Consider the following 20,512-nt stretch of genomic DNA (forward strand, 5'->3'; position numbering starts at 1 on the left):
CCGTTACTGAGCACTTTGGCAGTGGTGGAAATTTTCCTGACGGTCTGGGCGTAGCCTCTGAGTTCACCCGAATGCAGATAGCTCTTGCTTGAAATACCCAGGATCTTTTTCACCTTGCCTCGATTCTCAAGCCCTGACCCCAGACGTCCAACATTCTGCAACCGCGTTTCGATCTTTGAAAACAGACGCATACGGCCTGGACATGTCTGCACTCCTCAAGAGTAATCTTTGCGCACTAGCGGGTTGCGCTCAAGAAATGAGCTATTGCCGATGTGAGGGATGCATCAAAGACCATGTGTTCAGCGTCCTTAGCCGTCGAATAAAAAAACGGACGAGACGATAGATTCTGGACTTGGGGAATGTCATTAGACGAAGCGTATAAACCGTAATAATTACAGCACTTTCAGAAATGCCCTACGCCACGCCCGCCAGAAGAGTTAGCCGTGGCGGTCACGGCTCTGTAGGAGTGAATTCATTCGAAAGCCTGCCCAGGCATAAAAATTGTGCTGAATGAGCAGCAGCCATAAATCCCCCCTGTCCTGACAGGAAAACCGCGTACATCATGTCGCTGCCGCTGCGCGACAGGTCGTCGGCAAGCCGGACTCCTACGCCGTGAACTTCAGACCCGTCCATACAGCATTTGCGATGACGACTTGTAGGAGCCAACTTGTTGGCGAGGCGACCCATGAGGTGTGTCTGAAACACCGCCTCGCGAACAAGTTCACTCCTACAATACGTGCAGCGATCAAGAGTTTGATCACCACAATTGCCCGCTGCTGCTCATCCGTCGCGGCGTGCTCAGTGTTTCGGGTGGCCCCTGAAAGGTCCCTTGGACCTTATCGCAGCCTTCGGCAGAAGCGCTTGAGGCTTGCCTCTTTCTAGGTTCCCGATTTGATCTTGGTCCACACTCTTGTCCGTGCCCGCTCTGCGTCACGTGGCAACGGCGTCAGGGTGTAGAGGGTCTTCATCGCCTCTTCGGTGGGATACAAGTTCGGGTTGTTGCGGATTGTCGGGTCGACCAGTTCAGTCGCGTCCTTGTTCGGATTCGGGTAGCCGACGAAGTCGCTGATCGGCGCGATCACCTTGGGTTGTAGCAAGTAATTGATGAAGGTGAGAGCGTCTTCAGGGTCCTTGGCACTCTTAGGAATCGCCAGCATGTCGAACCAGATGGGTGCGCCTTCCTTGGGTAACCGCATATCCACCACTACGCCGTTCTTGGCTTCCTTGGCGCGGTTGGCGGCTTGCGAGAAACTGCCCGAGTAGCCCACAGCCACGCAGATGTCTCCGTTCGCGATGTCGGCCATGTACTTGGATGAGTGGAAGTAGGTGATGTAGGGACGAATCTTCATCAGCAACGCTTCGGCCTTGGTGTAGTCCGCCGGGTTTTTGCTGTTGGGGTCCAGCCCTAAATGTTGCAGGGCCAGCGGCAGAATCTCAGACGGCGAATCCAGCAGCGTTACTCCGCACTGCTTGAGCTTGCTGATGTTCTCTTCCTTGAAAATCAGGTCCCAGCTGTCGACTGGTGCGTTATCGCCCAGCGCGGCCTTGACCTTGGCCGGGTTGAAGCCGATCAGGATCGTGCCGTACATGTAAGGCACGGCGTATTTGTTGCCGGGATCGTTGGCCTCTAGCAGCTTCATTAGCTTGGGATCGAGATGCGAATAGTTGGGCAGCTTGCTTTTGTCCAGCGGCTGAAACACATTCGCCTCGATCTGCTTGGCCAGGAACACATTGGACGGCACCACCAGGTCGTAGCCAGAGTTGCCGGTCAGCAGCTTGGCCTCCAGCGCTTCGTTGGTGTCAAAGATGTCGTAGATCAGGTTGACCTTGGTGTCGGTCTTGAAATCTTCCAGGGTCTTGGGCGTGATGTAGTCGAACCAGTTGTAGACGCGCAGTGTTTTGGCCTCGTCTGCCTGGGCCGCGCCACCCAGCAATGTCGCGCAGAGGGCTGGAACAATAAGATGCTTGAGTCTGTTCATCGTGTTCTCTCTTCTTCTGAGACGGTGGGGTCAGGCGTTTTCGAAACCTTCCAGCACGTTCACGGCGTTGATTCCGATTTCCTCAACGGCATAGCCGCCTTCCATCACAAACAGCGTCGGTTTGCCCAAACGCGCGATACGTTGGCCCATGCGCAGGTAATCCGGGCTGTCGAGCTTGAACTGCGAGATGGGGTCGTCCTTGAATGTGTCGACGCCCAACGACACCACGATCACATCGGCGCCGTAGCGCTCGATCTCGGCGCAAGCCTTTTCCAGCGCAGCACTCCATTGCTGCCAGCCGCTACCAGCGGCCAATGGATAGTTGAAGTTGAAACCTTCGCCGGCACCTTCTCCCAGCTCATCGACGTAACCGAGGAAGAACGGGAATTCAGCGGCGGGATCGCCGTGGATCGAGGTGAACAGTACGTCGCTGCGCGCATAGAAAATCGACTGCGTGCCATTGCCGTGGTGGTAGTCGACATCGAGGATCGCGACCTTCTTGTGGCCCTGATCAATGAACGCCTGAGCGGCGATGGCAGCGTTGTTCAGGTAGCAATAACCGCCCATCAAATCGCTCGCCGCGTGATGGCCGGGCGGGCGACATAGCGCAAACGCACTGTATGCGCCGTTTTGAATCGCTGCTTGTGCGGTCAAGGCGACCTGGGCAGCGCTATAGGCGGCTTGCCAGGTGCCCGCAGTGATGGGCGCGCCGCCGTCGAAGCTGTAATAGCCCAACTGACCATGCAAACTTTTTGGCAGCACATGGCGCAAGGTGCGCGCGGGCCAGATGTAGGGCAGCAGATCGCCCTCCGGGGCCGTTAAAGCCCAGCGAGCCCATGCGCCTTTGAAGAAGTCCAGATAGGCGTCGGTGTGAACGCGCGCAATGGGTGCCACTCCAAAGTCTTTCGGCGCCTGGACTGCCCCCAACTGACGATCCTTCACGCGTTGCAATACGTGGTCGGCACGCGATGGCATCTCAAAGCACGGCATCAGTTGTCCGTCGATGAGTTCGCATCGACCATGGTGCAGGTGGTGATCGTCCGAATAGATCGTCAGCATTTTCTTGTTCTCCGCGTTGGGTTGGCGTTCATTCTTGGCGGTATGAACGCATCCGTGAACGGCGCAAGCGGTCAAAAGGGGATTATTCCGGCCAAAAAATATGGCCGAAAATCGCCCTTTAATGAGGCGCTATGCCCTGTTTGGAGGCGGGACGGTGTGCAGGGAGGGTCTACCGGCGAAACTGGCTGGGGGCCACACCGCTCCAACGGATAAATGCGTGGCGCAAACTGGCGGTTTCGCTGAACCCCAGCACCTCGGCGATACGGTGGATGGGCAGGCGGTCCTCATAGAGCAACTGCTTGGCACGTTCAAAGCGTAGCTCGTCGAGCAGTTGTTGATAGCTACTGCCGGTCGTGTGCAGGTGGCGGCGAAGGGTGCGCTCGGAGCAGTTCATTTTTTGCGCAATCACCCCAAAACTCGGGGTTTGATCGAGCTGATCGGCCAGTAGCTGGCGGATACGTCCAAGCCACGCCTGGCGACCGGTGAACTCAATGTTCTGCCGCCGACAGCGTTCGCGCATGTCGCGATGAGTAACGGGGTCGGCCAGCGGCAGCGGTTGCTCCAGCCATACCTTGTCGAAGGCAAAGGCATTATCCCGGGCGCTGAACTGCAGCGTGCAAGTGAAGCTGTCGACGTAGCAGGATTGATAGTCCGGGGCCGAATGCGCGAAACGAGCCGCCAGTAGCGGCAGCGGCTTGCCTAGCAGGTCATCACAAATGACCTTCAACGAACCGATGCATAACTCGGCATTGAACACTCGCAGACCTTCGTCGTCGCGGTAGTCGCTGGCGCTGAACCAGATGTGCTCGCCGTCCTCGACTAAGCTCAGCTCGAACAGCGTGCCGAGCAACGCTGGATACTGCAGTGCCAGCCGCAGGGCGTCACCGAAAGTGGCGGCGGTGAGCAGCGCGTAACCGAGAATCCCGTAAGACGACACATGCATCCGCCGCCCGAGTTGCAGGCCGATCTCCTGGCGCAGTGCCACCGCGTTGGCGCACACCTGCATCTCCTGGTGGGTGGTGATGCGAATGTCAGGCCGACTCAAGTCTGCTTCAACGATCCCGCTCCCGGCCAGCAAGGGCTCGCTGCTTAAACCTTCGGCGGCGAATGCGCTTAGAACCAGCGAAACGGCGTTGAGCGTGGTGAGGTGGGAGTGGAGCATGGCGGGCGTTCCGATTGTTTTTAATCGAAAGGGTGAGCAAGTGTTGTGCCTGGCCATACCCAACCAGCGCACACCGTTCAACGGCAGGAGCCGCCGAAGGCTGCGATGCATCGGTCCAGCCGAAAAGTCTCTATCTGAAACATCGCTTTTGCGGCCTTTGACGGCGCCGACAAAAGAGCAACGTTGTTTACAGCAACTCCCCACACACATCCAGCTCCACCAAGCGCCGCACTTCATCCGGTGCAAGCCCTGCGCCGATCAAGGCGTGCAGTTTGCCGAATGCTGCTTCGCGGGTCATGCCGCCACCCGACAACACACCAACCCCGCGCAAACGGCTGCCAGCTTCGTAGATGTCCAGTTCGACGCCGCCTTCGTGGCACTGGGTGATGGCGACGACGTAGATGTCTTGCTGACAGGCGCGTTCGAGGCTGGCAAGAAAAGCCGGGTTATCACTGGGGCCGGTGCCGCTGCCGAAGCATTCCAGTACCAGCCCCTGGATGCCGCTGTCGATCATCGCGTCCAGTTGCGTTGCGCCGATGCCGGGGAACAATGGCAACACCGCCACGCTGGCGAGTTTTTTCGGTTGCCGATAATCCAGCGCCGAAGGCAATTGCAAAGCAGCATCACCACCGCGTAAGCGATTCAATGCCGCGAAGGGATGGCGTCCAACGCTGCGAATCTTCGCGCAACGCGTCGGGGCCAATAGCTCGCCGTGGAAAAACAGATGTACGCCCGACGCCAACCCTTCACTTAATGCCAACAACGCGCCGTTGAGGTTTTCCCAGGCATCGCTGTTGGGCACGCCTGCTGGCAGCATCGATCCAGTAAAAACCACGGGTGCCTTCAGGCCCAGAAGCTGAAAACTCATGGCCGCCGCGCTGTAGGCCAGGGTGTCGGTGCCATGCAGGATCAACACCGCATCGCAATCGTCGACATCGACTGCCTCGACCACCGCTTGGCGTAAACGCTGCCAATACGCAGGTGTCATGTTGGCGCTGTCGATCAGAGGAGACATTTCGCGGAACGACCATTGCGGCACGACCCGCTCTGGCTGTGCGGCCAGTTGCTCAGCCATCCGCGCTTCAAAACCGGAGGCGGGCACCAGACCGTTCGCACTGGCCTGCATGCCGATGGTGCCGCCGGTATAGAGCACCATGATGTGCTTGGCTGAAGCGTGGTTTTCGCGACTCATGACTGTCCCCTGATGGATCAACGTGTGTCGATGATCGGCCTGCCACAGGATACGCAAACCGATCTTGAAGAGCATTGCCGGCCAAAAAAAAGGGCCAAAAGCACGTGGCTTGTGGCCCTCAAAAGGATGAGGGGTGTCTAGACCCTCAGCCTGGTGATCGTTTGCAGCAAGGTTGCGATCAGGCCTTCAAAGGCACCAGTCGCGGGGCGATCATGTTTTCCGGGCGCAGGATGTCGGCGAGCATCACGTCATCGAGCAAACCTTCTTCGCGCACCAGTTCCAGCACGCCGCGCCCGGTTTCGAGGGCGATTCTGGCGATGCGGGTCGCGTTTTCGTAACCGATGTACGGGTTCAGCGCGGTGACTAGACCAATCGAGTGCTCGACCAGTTCACGGCAGCGGGCTTCGTTGGCGGTGATGCCGACGATGCAGTGCTCACGCAGCATGTCCATGGCGCGTTGCAGCAGGCGGATCGAATCAAAGATCTTGTACGCGATCAGTGGCTCCATGACGTTCAACTGCAACTGACCGCCTTCTGCGGCAATAGTCAGCGCCAGATCGTTGCCCATGATCTCGAAGGCGCACATGTTCACTGCCTCCGGAATCACCGGGTTGACCTTGCCCGGCATGATCGAGCTGCCCGGCTGACGCGCCGGCAGGTTAATTTCGTTGATGCCGGTGCGCGGGCCGCTGGATAGCAGGCGCAGGTCGTTGCAGATCTTCGACAGCTTCACCGCCGTGCGCTTGAGCATGCCGGAGAACAACACGAACGCGCCCATGTCGGAGGTGGCTTCGATCAGGTCGGCGGCCGGTACCAGCGGTTGACCGCTGATGGTTGCCAAACGCTGTACGGCTAAATGCTGGTAACCCGGATCGGCGTTGATGCCAGTGCCGATGGCGGTACCGCCCAGGTTCACTTCGGTCAGCAGTTCAGGCGCCAGGGTGCGCAGGCGGTTGAGGTCTTCGGTCAGCGTGTTGGCGAAAGCGCGGAATTCCTGGCCAAGGGTCATTGGCACCGCGTCTTGAAGCTGGGTACGGCCCATTTTCAGAACGTGATTGAATTCCTGTCCTTTGGCGGCGAAGGCCTGAATCAGGCTATCGAGGCTGGCGAGCAGGGCGTCATGGCCCAACAGCAGACCCAAGCGGATCGCGGTGGGGTAGGCGTCGTTGGTCGACTGCGCCATGTTCACGTCGTTGTTGGGGTGCAGGTATGTGTATTGGCCTTTCTCATGGCCCATCGCTTCAAGGGCAATGTTGGCGATGACTTCGTTGGCGTTCATGTTGGTCGAGGTGCCAGCACCGCCCTGAATCATGTCCACTACGAACTGGTCGTGAAAATCGCCGCGAACCAGACGCGCGCAGGCTTCGCTGATGGCCGCGTGCTTGGCGTCGTTCAGGTGCCCGAGTTGATGGTTGGCGTCGGCGGCGGCCTGCTTGACCATGGCCAGTGCCACAACCAGCTTTGGGTAGTGGGAAATCGGGACGCCGGAAAGGTGAAAGTTGTTCACCGCTCGCAATGTCTGGATGCCGTAATACGCTTCAGCGGGTACGTCGAGAACGCCAAGCAAGTCTTTTTCGGTGCGAAATGATGCAGCGCAGGACATGATAGAGAAAGTCTCAAGGAGGGCACGGACTAAGCCGGAACGCCTTTAATACTAGGCTTGCGGGGTATTTTGGACCAATGCTGTAAAGCGCTGGCCTATGCACAAACGGCATAATATTGATGTGACGTTCCGATTGTGACGAGCGTATGAATGGCATGAATGCACAAATGTCCCACGATCGGCTGCACAGCAGTCGTGAATTCGGGAACGCGGTGCGGCAGGTAAACCCTTATTTCGGATGTTTGCTGCCGCTGCGCGCCAGATCGCGGGACAACACGCTTCTACGATTAACAAGCGGCATCCACGTCCGTGGGAGGACACGATGAATCTTGAAAGTAAATGGCTGGAGGACTTCAGCGCTCTGGCCGCCACGCGCAGTTTCTCCCAGGCAGCGGAGCGTCGGTTCGTTACGCAACCGGCATTCAGTCGTCGCATCCGCAGTCTGGAAGCCGCGTTGGGCCTGACGTTGGTCAATCGCTCGCGCACGCCCATCGAACTGACGGCTGCGGGGCAATTATTTTTGGTGACAGCCCGAACGGTGGTTGAGCAACTGGGCGAAGTTTTGCGCCATCTACACCACCTTGAAGGCGGGCAGGGCGAGGTCATGCAGATCGCGGCGGCGCATTCATTGGCGTTGAGCTTCTTCCCTCGCTGGATCGCCCAACTGCGCAATGAGGGATTGAATATCGCCACGCGCTTGGTCGCCACCAATGTTGGCGATGCCGTACACGCTTTGCGTGAGGGTGGTTGTGACTTGATGTTGGCGTTTTACGACCCGGATGCAGCGCTGCAAATGGACGCCGAGATTTTCCCGTCGCTGCACTTGGGCATGACCGAAATGCTGCCGGTCTGCTCGGCAGACGCGGATGGCAAACCGCTGTTTGACCTGGAAGGCGAACACAGCGTGCCGTTACTGGCCTACAGTGCTGGCGCGTTTCTCGGGCGCTCGGTGAACCTGCTGCTGCGCCAGCGCAGTCTGCGCTTTACCACTGTTTACGAAACGGCAATGGCCGATAGCCTCAAAGGCATGGCGCTTCAAGGACTGGGCATTGCCTGGGTTCCACGATTGAGTGTGGTGGCTGAACTTGAGCGTGGTGAACTGGTGATCTGTGGCGGCGCACAATGGCATGTGCCGCTGGAAATTCGCTTGTATCGCTGCGCACTGGTGCGCAAAGCCAACGTGCGGTTGTTGTGGCGTAAGTTGGAGCATCCGACTGCCAAGTAGCACTTATCAAAGCGATCGCCGTGCGGTGGATACGAGCGACAGTCTGACGTATTGATGGCTTTTGGTTCGAGAGGGAAGATTATTATCTTCACTCTATCGGGCAACCAATGAGCGCCACTGGGTGACCCTTTCGCGCTCGTTTTGTGGTCGGAGCTCGATGTCCGTGTAGTCCAATATTGCAGACCTTTGTTAATAAGATGTCGTTGAAACTGCGCTGTTGTAACGGGCAGAAAGCATTGAAAACCAAGCGCTGCTTATCATTTAAATTGATTTTCCTACAGTGTGTAACTGCTAGAGCCTACGCGTTGCGCTGTGTGGGCGGGGGTGCTTTTGAGTAGGGCAAGCTATAAGTTCTGAATTGAGGATTGGATTCCTCCTAAACCGCCAATCATGAAGATGGGCGCTTACTTCTAAAAGGATTTAGAATGTCACTCTCCAAAAAGCCTGTTAATTTATATTTGTTTTATCACGATGATGTCGATGCCGCTACACGGCGTATTGTCCCCAAGAATTACCTCAAGGACTGTATTCAAGAGCTGCAGAAAGTTACGGGTCGCGAATTTTCTATCCATTATATGCGCTCTATTCCAGGCATGACGGACATGAATTATAAGGGGTATGAAGCACAGGTCATTGCCGATTGGGATAAACAGGTGCGCCGTTATGTGGAGCAACACCGTCTCTCATTGGAAAAAACCGACAAGTACCTGCTCGTGACCAACGATCAATTGAACGAAAACACCGTCGGTGTTGCATACCAAGGGAAAAATAGCCTGGTGGCCTCTTTGGTTACTTATCAGGCTATCGCCCATGAGATCGGACACAGTCTTGGCGCGGTGCATGAAGATTCAGAGTTGCAACACAACGCATTTGGCGGTGTATGTGAAACGTTCGTGTATCCGAACCGTGATACCGGTCGAGGAAACTGTTATTCGTACAGCGTGAAAAATCGCCAGCGGATGGCCGACTTTCTAAGTACCGAGCCCTGAGCCGGACAGGTTCTTGCAGATGAACCCAGCGTTGCGGCACGATCAGAACACGCGGTGAACTCTACCTAACAGGTGGTCGCCAAAAGGGCTGTTTTCCCGGCACTTTACGGTATACTGCGCGGCCTTTGGCCGGTTGCACCGACCATTAATTCGCACGACAAGCCACGCCGGTTCTCCCCGCGTGGCTTGTTGTTTTTAGACGCGCCTGCGGGCGCCCGATGAAGAGGCACGACGATGAGCGCACTGGTTGGCGTGATCATGGGCTCCAAGTCCGATTGGTCCACCCTTAGCCACACCGCCGATATGCTTGAAAAGCTAGGCATCCCGTACGAAGTCAAAGTGGTGTCGGCTCACCGCACGCCGGACTTGCTGTTCCAGTACGCCGAAGAGGCTGAAGGGCGTGGCATCGAGGTGATCATCGCGGGCGCAGGTGGCGCTGCTCACTTGCCGGGTATGTGTGCGGCCAAGACTCACCTTCCGGTGCTGGGCGTCCCGGTGCAGTCTTCGATGCTGTCGGGCGTTGACTCCTTGCTCTCTATCGTGCAAATGCCTGCTGGTATTCCGGTGGCGACGTTGGCCATTGGCAAGGCGGGCGCAATCAACGCAGCGCTGCTGTCGGCCAGTATACTGGGCGCCAAACACCCGCAATTCCATACAGTGCTCAAGCAATTCCGCGCTGAACAAACAGACAGCGTTCTGGACAATCCAGACCCACGGCAGGCCTGAGGTTTTCATGAAGATCGGTGTAATCGGTGGCGGCCAGTTGGGTCGCATGTTGGCTCTGGCGGGTACGCCGCTGGGAATGAACTTCGCTTTCCTCGACCCTGCGCCGGACGCCTGTGCGGCGGCGTTGGGTGAGCATTTGCGTGCTGATTATGGCGATCAGGACCACTTGCGTCAGTTGGCTGATGAAGTGGATCTGGTGACCTTCGAGTTCGAAAGCGTACCTGCTGAAACCGTGGCATTCCTGTCACAGTTCGTGCCGGTCTACCCGAGCGCCGAGGCCCTGCGCATCGCCCGCGATCGCTGGTTCGAGAAGAGCATGTTCAAGGATCTGGGCATTCCGACGCCTGAGTTCGCCGACATCCAATCCCAGGCGGATCTCGACGCGGCAGTTGCTCGCATAGGGCTGCCAGCTGTGCTGAAAACCCGCACCCTGGGTTACGACGGCAAGGGCCAGAAAGTGTTGCGCACTGCGCAAGACGTACTCGATACCTTTGATGAGCTGGGCAGCGTGCCGTGCCTGCTGGAAGGCTTCGTGCCGTTCAGCGGCGAAGTCTCGTTGATCGCGGTACGTGCCCGCGATGGCGAAACCCGCTTTTACCCGCTGGTACACAACACCCACGACAATGGCATCCTGCGCCTGTCCATCGCCAGTACCGATCACCCGTTGCAGGCGCTGGCTGAAGATTACGCTGGCCGCGTGCTCAAGCAACTGGATTACGTCGGTGTACTGGCGTTCGAGTTCTTCGAAGTCGATGGTGGCCTGAAAGCCAACGAAATCGCTCCGCGAGTACACAACTCCGGGCACTGGACCACCGAAGGCGCCGAGTGCAGCCAGTTCGAAAACCACCTGCGTGCGGTTGCTGGCCTGCCACTGGGCTCGACCGCCAAGGTCGGCGAGAGCGCCATGCTCAATTTCATCGGTGAAGTGCCTGCCGTGGAAAAAGTCATCGCCATTGAAGACTGCCATCTGCATCACTATGGCAAGGCATTCAAAGTCGGTCGCAAAGTGGGTCATGCCACCGTGCGCAGCAACGACCGTGCAACGCTGGATCGTCAGGTGAAGTTGGTTGAGGTGTTGATCAAGGGCTGATCAGATTTGTTGGCGCGAGCGGCGATCCAACAGAATAGATCGCCATTGAACCATTCCCATACCACGCCGCTCTCATAGCGTGACGTCAATACCCGTCTAGGCTTTGGCGTATTCATTCAATACAGAGGGAAATGGCATGGGAATCATTGGAACCATCTTGATCGGCTTGATCGTTGGTCTGCTGGCACGTTTTCTGAAGCCAGGCGACGACAATATGGGCTGGATCATGACCATTGTGCTCGGCATCGCAGGTTCGCTGGCAGCGACTTACGGTGGCCAGGCGTTGGGCATCTATCAGGCCGGCGAGGGTGCGGGATTTCTCGGCGCACTGGTTGGCGCAATCATCCTGCTGGTGATCTACGGCCTGATCAGAAAAAAATGAATGTCTGACCGGCCCTCTGCGCGAATAGTGCGCGGAGGGCTAGAATGCCCGGCAACTCTATTTGCGTCGAGCATCCCATGCGTCGTCTCCCCCTCGTTTTTCTGTTGCTGGTCTGCGGACTCGCACATTCTGCTGATTTGCCTGAAACCGATTGGCTCGAACTAATGCCCAAGTCGGATCAGAAAGCCCTCGAAGCCATGCCCGAAATCGACCACAACTCTCCGGAAGCTCAGGGAACGTTCGACAGCAAGGGTGGGTTGAAGCAAAGCAAGGGCTTGCCCGCCGTAATGTATTCCACCAAAACCGTGCCCGCCATGAATGGCAAGAACATCCGCTTGGGTGGCTACCCAGTACCGTTGGAAACCGACGCCAAGGGTCGCAGCACGTTGTTCTTCCTCGTGCCTTATCCGGGCGCTTGCATTCACGTGCCGCCACCGCCACCGAATCAACTGGTGCTGGTGCGTTATCCGAAGGGTTTGAACATCGAGGACATCTACACGCCGCTGTGGGTGATCGGCGCATTGAAGATCGAGATGGTCAACAACGACCTGGCCGACGCGGCCTATGCGCTGGATGCGTCGAAAGTGCGAGTGGTGACAGAAGCAGATCTTTGAAGTGCATGAAAACACCTGTAGGCGCGAATTTATTCGCGAGGCCTGTCTTCAGACGCTAGAGATGCGTCGCGAAGGCGACAGATTTATTTACGCGAAGGGGACTTACGCGAAGGGGACTGATTTATTTACATCGCTTCACCGTAAATGAATCTGTCCCCGGTTTCGAGATTGGCGGGGTCGGGGACAGATTCATTTTTCAAAAAAGCGCGAAAAATAAATCAGTCCCCTTGCAACGCTTCTGCCCAGATACTCACGCTCATCACATGCATCTCATCCGGCGCAATCGTCACCACGTCGCTCATGACATTCGCCGTTTCGATACAGACCATTCCCTGCCAGCCATCGGGCTCCATGTCCGAGAACGTTTTGGTTTTTTCGATCCAGGGGTTCCACAGCACCGAGGAGTTGGAGCCCAGGGTCTGGAGGTGAATCTTGCGTTTCCACTGGGGATCGATGATAGACAGTAAGTCAGGGGTGCGCTGATAGATGCGGTCAGTCTCTGCAGTGAACGTCAGATCGCCGGATTGCACCTGTTCATCGTCCCAGCTTATCAGTGTGTTCAGATACTTAACGCCATCGAGTCCTTCAATGCTGATCTGATGTACATCACTGACCGCAAAATAGCTGTGGAGCGCCTGACTCAGTGTTACGGGCTCTGTACCGGCGTTGAAGCTCACCAGGCTGACATTCAGCGCATCATCCAGGCGGATGTGCAGCTTCAAACCAACCTTATGCGGCCAGCCCGGCAATTGACCTTCAGCCTGTGGCTGGATGAACTCAATGATCAGCGCGTCACCGTCTTCGCCCATCCCCATCAATTCCCAATCGATGGCGCGGACTTCACCGTGAGCCTTGGCTGGCTCGTCGCTCTGACGCATGGCCTGCACGCTGTTTGGGTTGCGCTGAAAATTACCGAACCAGGGCCAGCAAATCGGCATGCCGCCACGAATCGGCTTCCCCCGTTTAAACACGGCATTGGGATTGGCCCAGATCAGCGGCTGCTGCCCGTCAAGCTGATAGCTGATGATGTGCGCGCCTTGCTGGGCAATGACCAACTCAGCATGGCCATGGCGAATCCGCCAGCAGTTCAGCTCATCGAGCTTGATGGATTCGACTTGAGTCTTGGGCGTTTGCAGCGTTGGCATAAGTTCTCACTCGAAGGACAGTGACTGAATCAGACTCTGCAAAGCTTGATCAGTTTACTGCGCAATGCCAAGCGCAATGACGCCAGACGTCGAGGTAGGTCAGCGGCGAGCGGGTACCGAGCGAGTGCGACCGCTGCCGTCAATGGCAACGAAAACAAACACCGCCTCGGTCACTTTGCGCCATTCGCTGGACAACGGATCATCGCTCCACACCTCGACCATCATCTGGATCGAGCTGCGACCTATTTCCAATGTCTGTGTATAAAAGGACAGTTGTGCGCCCACCGCGACTGGAACCAGGAACGCCATGCGATCAATGGCGACTGTCGCCACGCGCCCGGCGGCCACCTTGCTGGCCATCGCTGTACCAGCCAAGTCCATCTGCGCCACCAGCCAGCCACCGAAAATATCGCCGAAACCATTGGTTTCTCGGGGCAGAGCGGTGATTTGCAAGGCGAGATCGCCCTGCGGAATTGGATCTTCTTGTTCGAGCTCAATCATGCCTGGGGTGCCTCTGACCCATGACTCTCAAAGTCGTTAGTACGTTAAAAAAGGGAAACTCTGCGAAACCGACTTGGTTAAATGCTTTCGCACAACTTCCCTACGCTGACTGGGGCTGAGTCGCGGCCCGGCAGTATATCGGGAGACGCGTTGCGGTACGACCGCTCGGTGCTCATTTTGACCGGCTGTTGTTTCCATCCATGTGCATTTGGAAACAATTTGCTATCGTGCCGGACCGATTTGGCGCATCACGCCATCTCTGGCACGCAATTTTGATGCCCGATTGCACCGTCGAGTCGATAAATCCCGTGCGCAGCCGTTATCCCCGGCCTCCAACGCTATTGATCATTTGTCCCAAGAGAGCCTCAAAAGAGAAGCCATTTTCATGTCCTCTGTGCCTTCAAGTGCTGCGCAGTCATCGCGTCCACTGACCCGTAACGATTACAAAACCCTGTCGCTGTCCGCATTGGGTGGTGCGCTGGAATTTTACGATTTCATCATTTTCGTGTTCTTCGCGGCGGTGGTCGGAAAGCTGTTCTTCCCAGTAGACATGCCTGAATGGCTGCGTTTGATGCAGACGTTTGGCATTTTTGCCGCCGGTTATTTGGCCCGTCCTTTGGGCGGAATCGTCATGGCGCATTTTGGCGATCTGCTGGGCCGCAAAAAAATGTTCACCCTGAGCATTTTCCTGATGGCGGTGCCGACCTTGGTCATGGGATTGCTGCCAACGTATGCGCAAATCGGCATTTGGGCACCGCTGTTGCTGTTGCTGATGCGCGTGATTCAAGGTGCCGCGATTGGAGGCGAAGTGCCTGGAGCGTGGGTATTCGTTTCCGAACACGTTCCCGCACGTAACGTCGGTTACGCTTGTGGCACGCTGACCTCCGGTCTGACTGCCGGGATTTTGTTGGGCTCACTGGTCGCTACCTGGATCAACAGCCTTTACACACCGGCTGAGGTTTCGGACTACGCGTGGCGAATCCCATTCTTGCTCGGTGGCGTGTTCGGTCTGATGTCGGTTTACCTGCGTCGCTGGCTGCACGAAACCCCCGTTTTTGCGGAATTGCAGTTGCGCAAGGCACTGGCCGACGAAGTCCCGCTCAAGGCGGTATTGCGCGACCATCGTGGCGCCGTGGTGCTGTCGATGGCGTTGACCTGGCTACTGTCGGCGGGCGTAGTGGTAGTCATTTTGATGACCCCGACCATTCTGCAAACCGTCTACGGCTTCACCCCCGCCGTGACACTTAAGGCCAATAGTTTGGCGATTGTCATGCTCAGCCTCGGTTGTATCGCGGCAGGCGCACTGGCCGATCGCTTCGGTGCAGGCGTTGTTTTTCTGATTGGCTCGCTGTGCCTGCTGATCACCTCCTGGACGTTTTACCACCTGATTGGCGCTCATCCGGATTTGTTGTACCCGTTGTACGCAATCACCGGTTTGTTTGTCGGCACTATCGGCGCCGTGCCGTTCGTCATGGTTAAAGCCTTTCCGCCAGTGGTGCGGTTCTCTGGTTTATCGTTTTCGTACAACCTGGCCTACGCGATTTTTGGCGGCCTGACCCCGATGGTGGTGACGCTCATGCTCAAGGCCAATCCGATGGGCCCGGCCTGGTATGTGGCGATCCTGTGTGCGCTGGGAATGGCCATTGGTGTTTATCTGCTTAAAACGGCCAAAAGTGCTTAATCGTTAATTAGGGAGACCTAACACCTAATTGGATCGTGGACTCAATGACTGAGTCCACGAAATTTTGGGTTATACCTTGAAAGCCAATATAGCGGCTGAGCCTTGATATAAGCCAGGACACAGAACACGATTGTCGTTCGTTGTTATGAATGCTGTTGCGCCTCCGAAGAACGCTGCGTCAATGGGGGACCCGAGGCCTGCTCCGTTCGCGAAGCTATGATCAAGTTCTCCTGTACGGAGATATCGTCCCATCACTGACCATGAGGTGGTTGCGCCTATAAAGCCTGTCCCGACAGTTAATATTTTTCCCGCAGAGTCGGGTTGGATGTTTGCTTTCTCCCAGAGGCTTTCACCAAACCCTTTCTCGAAATCTGTCAAAGTCGGCTTGCCATCGTTGAATTTAACCTCGACTTCTCCGGTGACTTTATAGTGCGCAAGCATCGCCCTTTTGTCCGACGAGCCACAGACGAGTAAATGAGAAGTGTTTAAGTCGGTACTGCAGTCATATGAGCCGAAGCTCGACACGGGCAAACTTACAACCCCTGCATTACCGAATCGATATTCTGTGTTTCCGTCTGCGTTGCGGCGTGTCATAAAAGAGTCAAGCTGACTTGCGCCGCTAAGAACTATATCGCCAGCGTTGTTGATCAGGTTTGACTTTGTCATGTAAGTGGGATCATTAGTGGACGTCACTATTTCTACATAACCTTTCCCTTGAAAAGAGGTATCCAGCGTTCCTGTTTCGGAAAGCCTCACAAGATAGGAGTGTGGGACAGTGTCTGATGTATTCAAGACCAGGAGTAGTATTTTTCCGTTGGGTAGCACCGTTGTCACAGATTTATAGATATTCATGCCGAGCAATTGTGCCACATCAAGGATGCCATTGTTCGCAAAGTCGGGGTCTGGTGTGCCGTCAGGCTTGAGTCTCGTAATCATTGGTGTGGTGTAATAGACGCTGTCCTCGACTCTCACAATATTCCCAGAAATGACTAAACGGCCATCTGACATTTCATGGATGAAGTCGGGCATTGTATAGTTTAATTCTTCAAACTTTACTTGGAGATAACCATCATTGTTTGGGCCGAATGATGTATCAATCTCGCCTTGGGCAGTAATTCGCACAATCGCGGAATATTTGGGTTCGTCATGGGGCGCTCGGAGCGTCTCATACACACTCACCAAAAATTTTGATTTCTTGTCATCGAGTGTGATGTACGAAGCCCAGGTTAAGGTATGCCCAGGAACATCAAATACGGCCTTTCCCTCGGTTCCAAAATTAGTGTCGTACTCAAGGACGGGAAGTGGTGATGCTCTTCCTGCGGAAGATGGCCCATAAATAGCCAGCTTGTCACGAAACTCTTGCGCGGATCGCATGTTTTTAAAATTCCATTGTTCGTTCATGGCACAGCTCCTGTGTACGTATGTTGATCAGTTGATTTATGCAGTCGTAAATATTGATTATTACAAATATTCTTTTGGGTCCTATATCAATTCGAAATACTACAGTTCATGTTTAATCCGAACTTATTACTTAATGCAATGATTTTTTACGGCGTGCTGCCGGTAGCAAGGCTGGATACGATTTAAGGTCTCCCCGTCATCTGTCTGTCATAATTTGGTCATACCGTTGCCCATAGTGAGGATTCAATGCTCGCCAATTTTTTCGTCGCAACCAGGAGCAAGGCATGACTCTCAAGCGTTTGATAACAGCAATGACTTTCGTCGCTGCCGGTGTAGGCACTGCCAATGCAGTGGCTGCGGTTGATCCGGCGATCAAGCCTTACGTCAAAACCAGCGGTGTTTCGGGCAACTTGTCCAGTGTTGGTTCTGACACGTTGGCCAACCTGATGACCTTGTGGGCCGAGGCGTACAAAAAAGAATACCCCTCGGTGAATATCCAGATTCAGGCCGCAGGCTCTTCGACTGCCCCGCCCGCACTGACTGAAGGCACCGCAACGCTCGGCCCGATGAGCCGCAAGATGAAAGACGGCGAACTGTCGGCATTCGAGCAACGATACGGCTACAAACCGACGGCGATTCCGGTTGCTGTTGATGCGTTGGCCGTATTCGTTCACAAGGACAACCCGATCAAGGGCTTGACCCTGCAGCAGGTGGACGCGATCTTCTCGGCGACTCGCCTTTGCGGCGCCAAGGCCGATGTGAAAACCTGGGGCGATGTTGGTGTGACCGGCGATCTGGCGGGTAAGTCGATCCAGCTGTTCGGTCGTAACTCGGTGTCTGGCACTTACGGTTACTTCAAGGAAGAAGCGCTGTGCAAAGGTGACTTCAAAGCCAACGTCAACGAACAACCGGGCTCAGCTTCTGTGGTCAGCTCCATCAGCAGTTCGCTGAACAGCATCGGTTATTCGGGGATTGGTTATAAAACGTCCAATGTGCGCACCGTGCCGCTGGCACGTAAAGAGGGCGGCGAATACGTCGAAGACAACGAAACCAACGCCCTGAATGGAACATACCCGCTGGCGCGCTTCCTTTATGTCTATGTCAACAAAGCACCCAACAAACCACTGGCGCCGCTGGAAGCCGAGTTCATCCGCCTTGTTTTGTCCAAACAAGGTCAGGAAGTTGTCATGAAAGACGGTTACATTCCTCTTCCAGCCAAGGTGGTTACCAAAGCGTTGGTTGATTTGGGATTACAAGAAGGTGTTGCGGGCGCCGCAGCGAAATAACCCCGACGCGGGGCGAGATGATCGCCCTGCTTATGAAGAACAAGCAGGCCTGATGGATCAAGGCTCGCAACACAAGCATCAGTCCGCTGCCACGACTCCAGGGCGGCGGGCTTTTTTGCGTCACCACGCTGTAATGTATTTGTCATACAGGACCGCTAGGGTGTGCGCATGAGTGATCTGGCCAATTCATCGATGACCGAAAAATCTCCCCCCGCGCGCATTGATTTCAATACGCCCGAGCTGCAACGCAAGCGCCGTATGCGTGCGTTCAATGACCGACTGACCCGCTGGTATGTACTGGTTGGCGGTCTTGCTGTGTTGGCCGCGATTACGCTTATCTTTTTTTATCTTGCCTATGTCGTCGCGCCGTTGTTTCAGGGTGCCGACTTGACCGCCAAAACCGCGCAGACGCCAGCCTGGATGCAAGGTGCCGGCAAGCCGATGGTGCTCACTATCGAGGAGCAGAATCAGATCGGCATGCGCGTCTCGGACAAAGGCGAAGTGCTGTTTTTCAGCACCCAGGATGGCACCGAACTCAAACGGGTGGCGTTGCCAGTGCCAGCAGGGGTCAGCGTGACATCGGTCGGACAGGATCAACCCGGTAAGCCATTGCTGGCGGTGGGCCTGTCCAATGGCGAAGTGTTGGTGTTCAAGCACACTTATGCCATCACCTATCCCGGTAATAAAAAAACCATTACCCCGGCCATCAGCTACCCGTATGGCGAGACGCCGCTGACGCTTGACGAGGAAGGCCGCGCCATTGAGCACGTCAATCTCAACGCCACTGATTCCACGCTGATCCTGGCGGGCTCGACGGGCACGCAATTGCAGGTGTTGTCGCTGACGCAGACAGAAAACATGATGACCGGCGAGACCACCAACGAGCAGAGTCGCATCGATCTGCCGCAGTTGTCCGCTGCCGTGAAGGCGATCTACATCGATCCTCGCCAACAATGGTTGTACGTGATCAACGGCCGTGCTCAGGCCGACGTGTTCGACCTGCGTGATCGCACGCTGAACGGGCGCTACAAGCTGCTCGAAGACGCCAGCGCTGAAACCACCGCCAGCACGCAGTTGGTGGGCGGGATTTCGCTGGTCATTGGTAACTCCCGAGGCGGTATCGCGCAGTGGTTCATGGCCCGTGATACCGATGGCGAGCAGCGTTTGCAGCATATTCGCGACTTCAAGATGGGCAGCGCTGCTATCACCCAGATTACCGCCGAGCAGCGCCGCAAGGGTTTTATCGCCATGGACGCCTCGGGCAAGCTTGGGGTGTTTCACAGCACTGCGCATCGCACGTTGTTGGTTGAGCAAGTCACTGAAGGGCCGGGCGTGATTGGTATGTCGCCGCGGGCCGACCGGGTGGTGGTTGAGCAGGGCGGGAAATTGCTGCCACTGATCCTGAAGAATCCGCACCCGGAAGTCTCGTGGAGTGCGTTGTGGAGCAAGGTCTGGTATGAGAACTACGACTCACCTCAATACGTCTGGCAATCCACGGCGTCCAACAGCGACTTTGAGCCCAAGCTCAGCCTTGCGCCGCTGACCTATGGCACGCTGAAAGCAGCGTTCTACGCCATGTTGCTGGCTGCGCCGCTGGCGGTAGCGGCGGCCATTTATACCGCGTACTTCATGGCGCCCGGCATGCGCCGCAAGGTCAAGCCGGTGATCGAGCTGATGGAAGCGATGCCGACAGTGATTCTTGGGTTCTTCGCGGGTTTGTTCCTTGCGCCTTACCTGGAAGCTCACTTGCCGGGTATTTTCAGCCTGCTGATTTTCACGCCGATTGGCATTCTGCTGGCGGGTTACCTGTGGACCCGACTGCCTGACTCGATTCGCCTGCGTGTGCCCGACGGCTGGGAGAGCGCGATCCTGATTCCCGTCATTCTGCTGGTAGGCTGGGCCTCGCTGGGCATGAGTTCGCACATGGAGAACTGGTTCTTCGACGGTGATATGCGCTCCTGGATTACCAACGACCTGAAGATTACCTACGACCAGCGCAATGCATTGGTGGTTGGTCTGGCGATGGGGTTTGCGGTAATCCCCAACATCTATTCCATTGCCGAAGACGCCGTGTTCAGCGTGCCGCGCGGGTTGACTCTGGGCTCACTGGCCTTGGGCGCGACGCCGTGGCAGACCTTGACTCGGGTGGTGATCCTCACCGCCAGCCCCGGGATTTTCTCGGCGCTGATGATCGGCATGGGGCGCGCGGTCGGTGAAACCATGATCGTGTTGATGGCAACCGGCAATACTCCCGTCATGAACATGAATCTGTTTGAAGGCATGCGCACTCTGGCGGCGAACGTCGCGGTGGAGATGCCGGAATCCGAAGTGGGAGGCAGTCATTATCGAGTGTTGTTCCTCGCGGCGTTGGTGCTGTTGATGTTCACTTTCGCCATGAACACCTTGGCAGAGCTGATTCGTCAGCGCCTGCGCAAGAAATACTCGTCTCTCTAAGGAAGGTAGAAGTTCGTGAAACA

Annotated in this window: 17 protein-coding genes; 9 read left to right on the forward strand and 8 right to left on the reverse strand. The window is 56.2% G+C overall.

What is annotated here, in order from left to right; translation table 11 throughout:
• Positions 1 to 878 precede the first annotated feature (878 nt).
• From VGC62_RS14810 to VGC62_RS14830, 5 genes are all read right to left on the reverse strand, one after another.
• The gene (locus tag VGC62_RS14810; RefSeq protein ID WP_331187834.1) at positions 879 to 1,979 is read right to left on the reverse strand and encodes a polyamine ABC transporter substrate-binding protein; all 1,101 of its coding nucleotides are present in this window, start codon (positions 1,977 to 1,979) and stop codon (positions 879 to 881) included.
• A 30-nt stretch (positions 1,980 to 2,009) separates the two neighbouring features.
• On the reverse strand, positions 2,010 to 3,038 hold the full coding sequence (locus VGC62_RS14815; protein WP_331187835.1) for a histone deacetylase family protein: 1,029 nt from the start codon (positions 3,036 to 3,038) through the stop codon (positions 2,010 to 2,012).
• A 169-nt stretch (positions 3,039 to 3,207) separates the two neighbouring features.
• On the reverse strand, positions 3,208 to 4,200 hold the full coding sequence (locus tag VGC62_RS14820) for an AraC family transcriptional regulator (RefSeq protein WP_331187836.1): 993 nt from the start codon (positions 4,198 to 4,200) through the stop codon (positions 3,208 to 3,210).
• A gap of 187 nt (positions 4,201 to 4,387) precedes the next feature.
• Complete coding sequence (locus VGC62_RS14825; RefSeq protein ID WP_331187837.1) at positions 4,388 to 5,392, reverse strand: asparaginase; 1,005 nt, start codon at positions 5,390 to 5,392, stop codon at positions 4,388 to 4,390.
• A 178-nt stretch (positions 5,393 to 5,570) separates the two neighbouring features.
• The gene (locus VGC62_RS14830; RefSeq protein ID WP_331187838.1) at positions 5,571 to 6,995 is read right to left on the reverse strand and encodes an aspartate ammonia-lyase; all 1,425 of its coding nucleotides are present in this window, start codon (positions 6,993 to 6,995) and stop codon (positions 5,571 to 5,573) included.
• A 322-nt stretch (positions 6,996 to 7,317) separates the two neighbouring features.
• On the opposite strand from VGC62_RS14830, the gene VGC62_RS14835 reads away from it, so the two are divergent.
• From VGC62_RS14835 to VGC62_RS14860, 6 genes are all read left to right on the forward strand, one after another.
• Positions 7,318 to 8,220: a LysR substrate-binding domain-containing protein gene (locus VGC62_RS14835; RefSeq protein WP_331187839.1), complete on the forward strand. Its 903-nt coding sequence runs from the start codon at positions 7,318 to 7,320 to the stop codon at positions 8,218 to 8,220.
• Positions 8,221 to 8,645: 425 nt separating this feature from the next.
• Entirely contained in the window at positions 8,646 to 9,209 is a 564-nt protein-coding gene (locus VGC62_RS14840) for a reprolysin-like metallopeptidase (protein WP_331187840.1), read from the forward strand.
• Positions 9,210 to 9,443: 234 nt separating this feature from the next.
• On the forward strand, positions 9,444 to 9,935 hold the full coding sequence (purE, locus tag VGC62_RS14845; RefSeq protein ID WP_009402441.1) for a 5-(carboxyamino)imidazole ribonucleotide mutase: 492 nt from the start codon (positions 9,444 to 9,446) through the stop codon (positions 9,933 to 9,935).
• A 7-nt stretch (positions 9,936 to 9,942) separates the two neighbouring features.
• The gene (locus tag VGC62_RS14850) at positions 9,943 to 11,025 is read left to right on the forward strand and encodes a 5-(carboxyamino)imidazole ribonucleotide synthase (RefSeq protein WP_331187841.1); all 1,083 of its coding nucleotides are present in this window, start codon (positions 9,943 to 9,945) and stop codon (positions 11,023 to 11,025) included.
• Positions 11,026 to 11,161: 136 nt separating this feature from the next.
• Positions 11,162 to 11,407, forward strand: a complete 246-nt coding sequence (locus VGC62_RS14855; protein ID WP_331187842.1) for a GlsB/YeaQ/YmgE family stress response membrane protein — start codon at positions 11,162 to 11,164, stop codon at positions 11,405 to 11,407.
• Between the two features lie 77 nt (positions 11,408 to 11,484).
• Positions 11,485 to 12,021, forward strand: coding sequence for a DUF3299 domain-containing protein (locus tag VGC62_RS14860; RefSeq protein WP_331187843.1), 537 nt, complete (start codon positions 11,485 to 11,487; stop codon positions 12,019 to 12,021).
• 218 nt (positions 12,022 to 12,239) lie between these two features.
• Here VGC62_RS14860 and VGC62_RS14865 read toward each other — a convergent pair whose 3' ends face one another.
• Positions 12,240 to 13,166 (reverse strand): D-hexose-6-phosphate mutarotase, encoded by a 927-nt coding sequence (locus tag VGC62_RS14865; protein WP_331187844.1) that lies wholly within the window; start codon positions 13,164 to 13,166, stop codon positions 12,240 to 12,242.
• Between the two features lie 99 nt (positions 13,167 to 13,265).
• On the reverse strand, positions 13,266 to 13,667 hold the full coding sequence (locus VGC62_RS14870; RefSeq protein WP_331187845.1) for an acyl-CoA thioesterase: 402 nt from the start codon (positions 13,665 to 13,667) through the stop codon (positions 13,266 to 13,268).
• Between the two features lie 385 nt (positions 13,668 to 14,052).
• On the opposite strand from VGC62_RS14870, the gene VGC62_RS14875 reads away from it, so the two are divergent.
• Positions 14,053 to 15,348, forward strand: a complete 1,296-nt coding sequence (locus VGC62_RS14875; RefSeq protein WP_331187846.1) for an MFS transporter — start codon at positions 14,053 to 14,055, stop codon at positions 15,346 to 15,348.
• Between the two features lie 69 nt (positions 15,349 to 15,417).
• On the opposite strand, the gene VGC62_RS14880 is transcribed toward VGC62_RS14875, so the two are convergent.
• Positions 15,418 to 16,749 (reverse strand): hypothetical protein, encoded by a 1,332-nt coding sequence (locus VGC62_RS14880; RefSeq protein WP_331187847.1) that lies wholly within the window; start codon positions 16,747 to 16,749, stop codon positions 15,418 to 15,420.
• 284 nt (positions 16,750 to 17,033) lie between these two features.
• On the opposite strand from VGC62_RS14880, the gene VGC62_RS14885 reads away from it, so the two are divergent.
• Both VGC62_RS14885 and VGC62_RS14890 read left to right on the forward strand, forming a co-directional pair.
• Positions 17,034 to 18,035, forward strand: a complete 1,002-nt coding sequence (locus VGC62_RS14885; RefSeq protein ID WP_331187848.1) for a phosphate ABC transporter substrate-binding protein PstS family protein — start codon at positions 17,034 to 17,036, stop codon at positions 18,033 to 18,035.
• Positions 18,036 to 18,203: 168 nt separating this feature from the next.
• Complete coding sequence (locus VGC62_RS14890) at positions 18,204 to 20,489, forward strand: phosphate ABC transporter permease (protein ID WP_331187849.1); 2,286 nt, start codon at positions 18,204 to 18,206, stop codon at positions 20,487 to 20,489.
• Positions 20,490 to 20,512 lie beyond the last annotated feature (23 nt).

The organism is Pseudomonas sp., assembly GCF_036404235.1.
In the GTDB taxonomy this organism is placed as follows: Bacteria; Pseudomonadota; Gammaproteobacteria; order Pseudomonadales; family Pseudomonadaceae; genus Aquipseudomonas.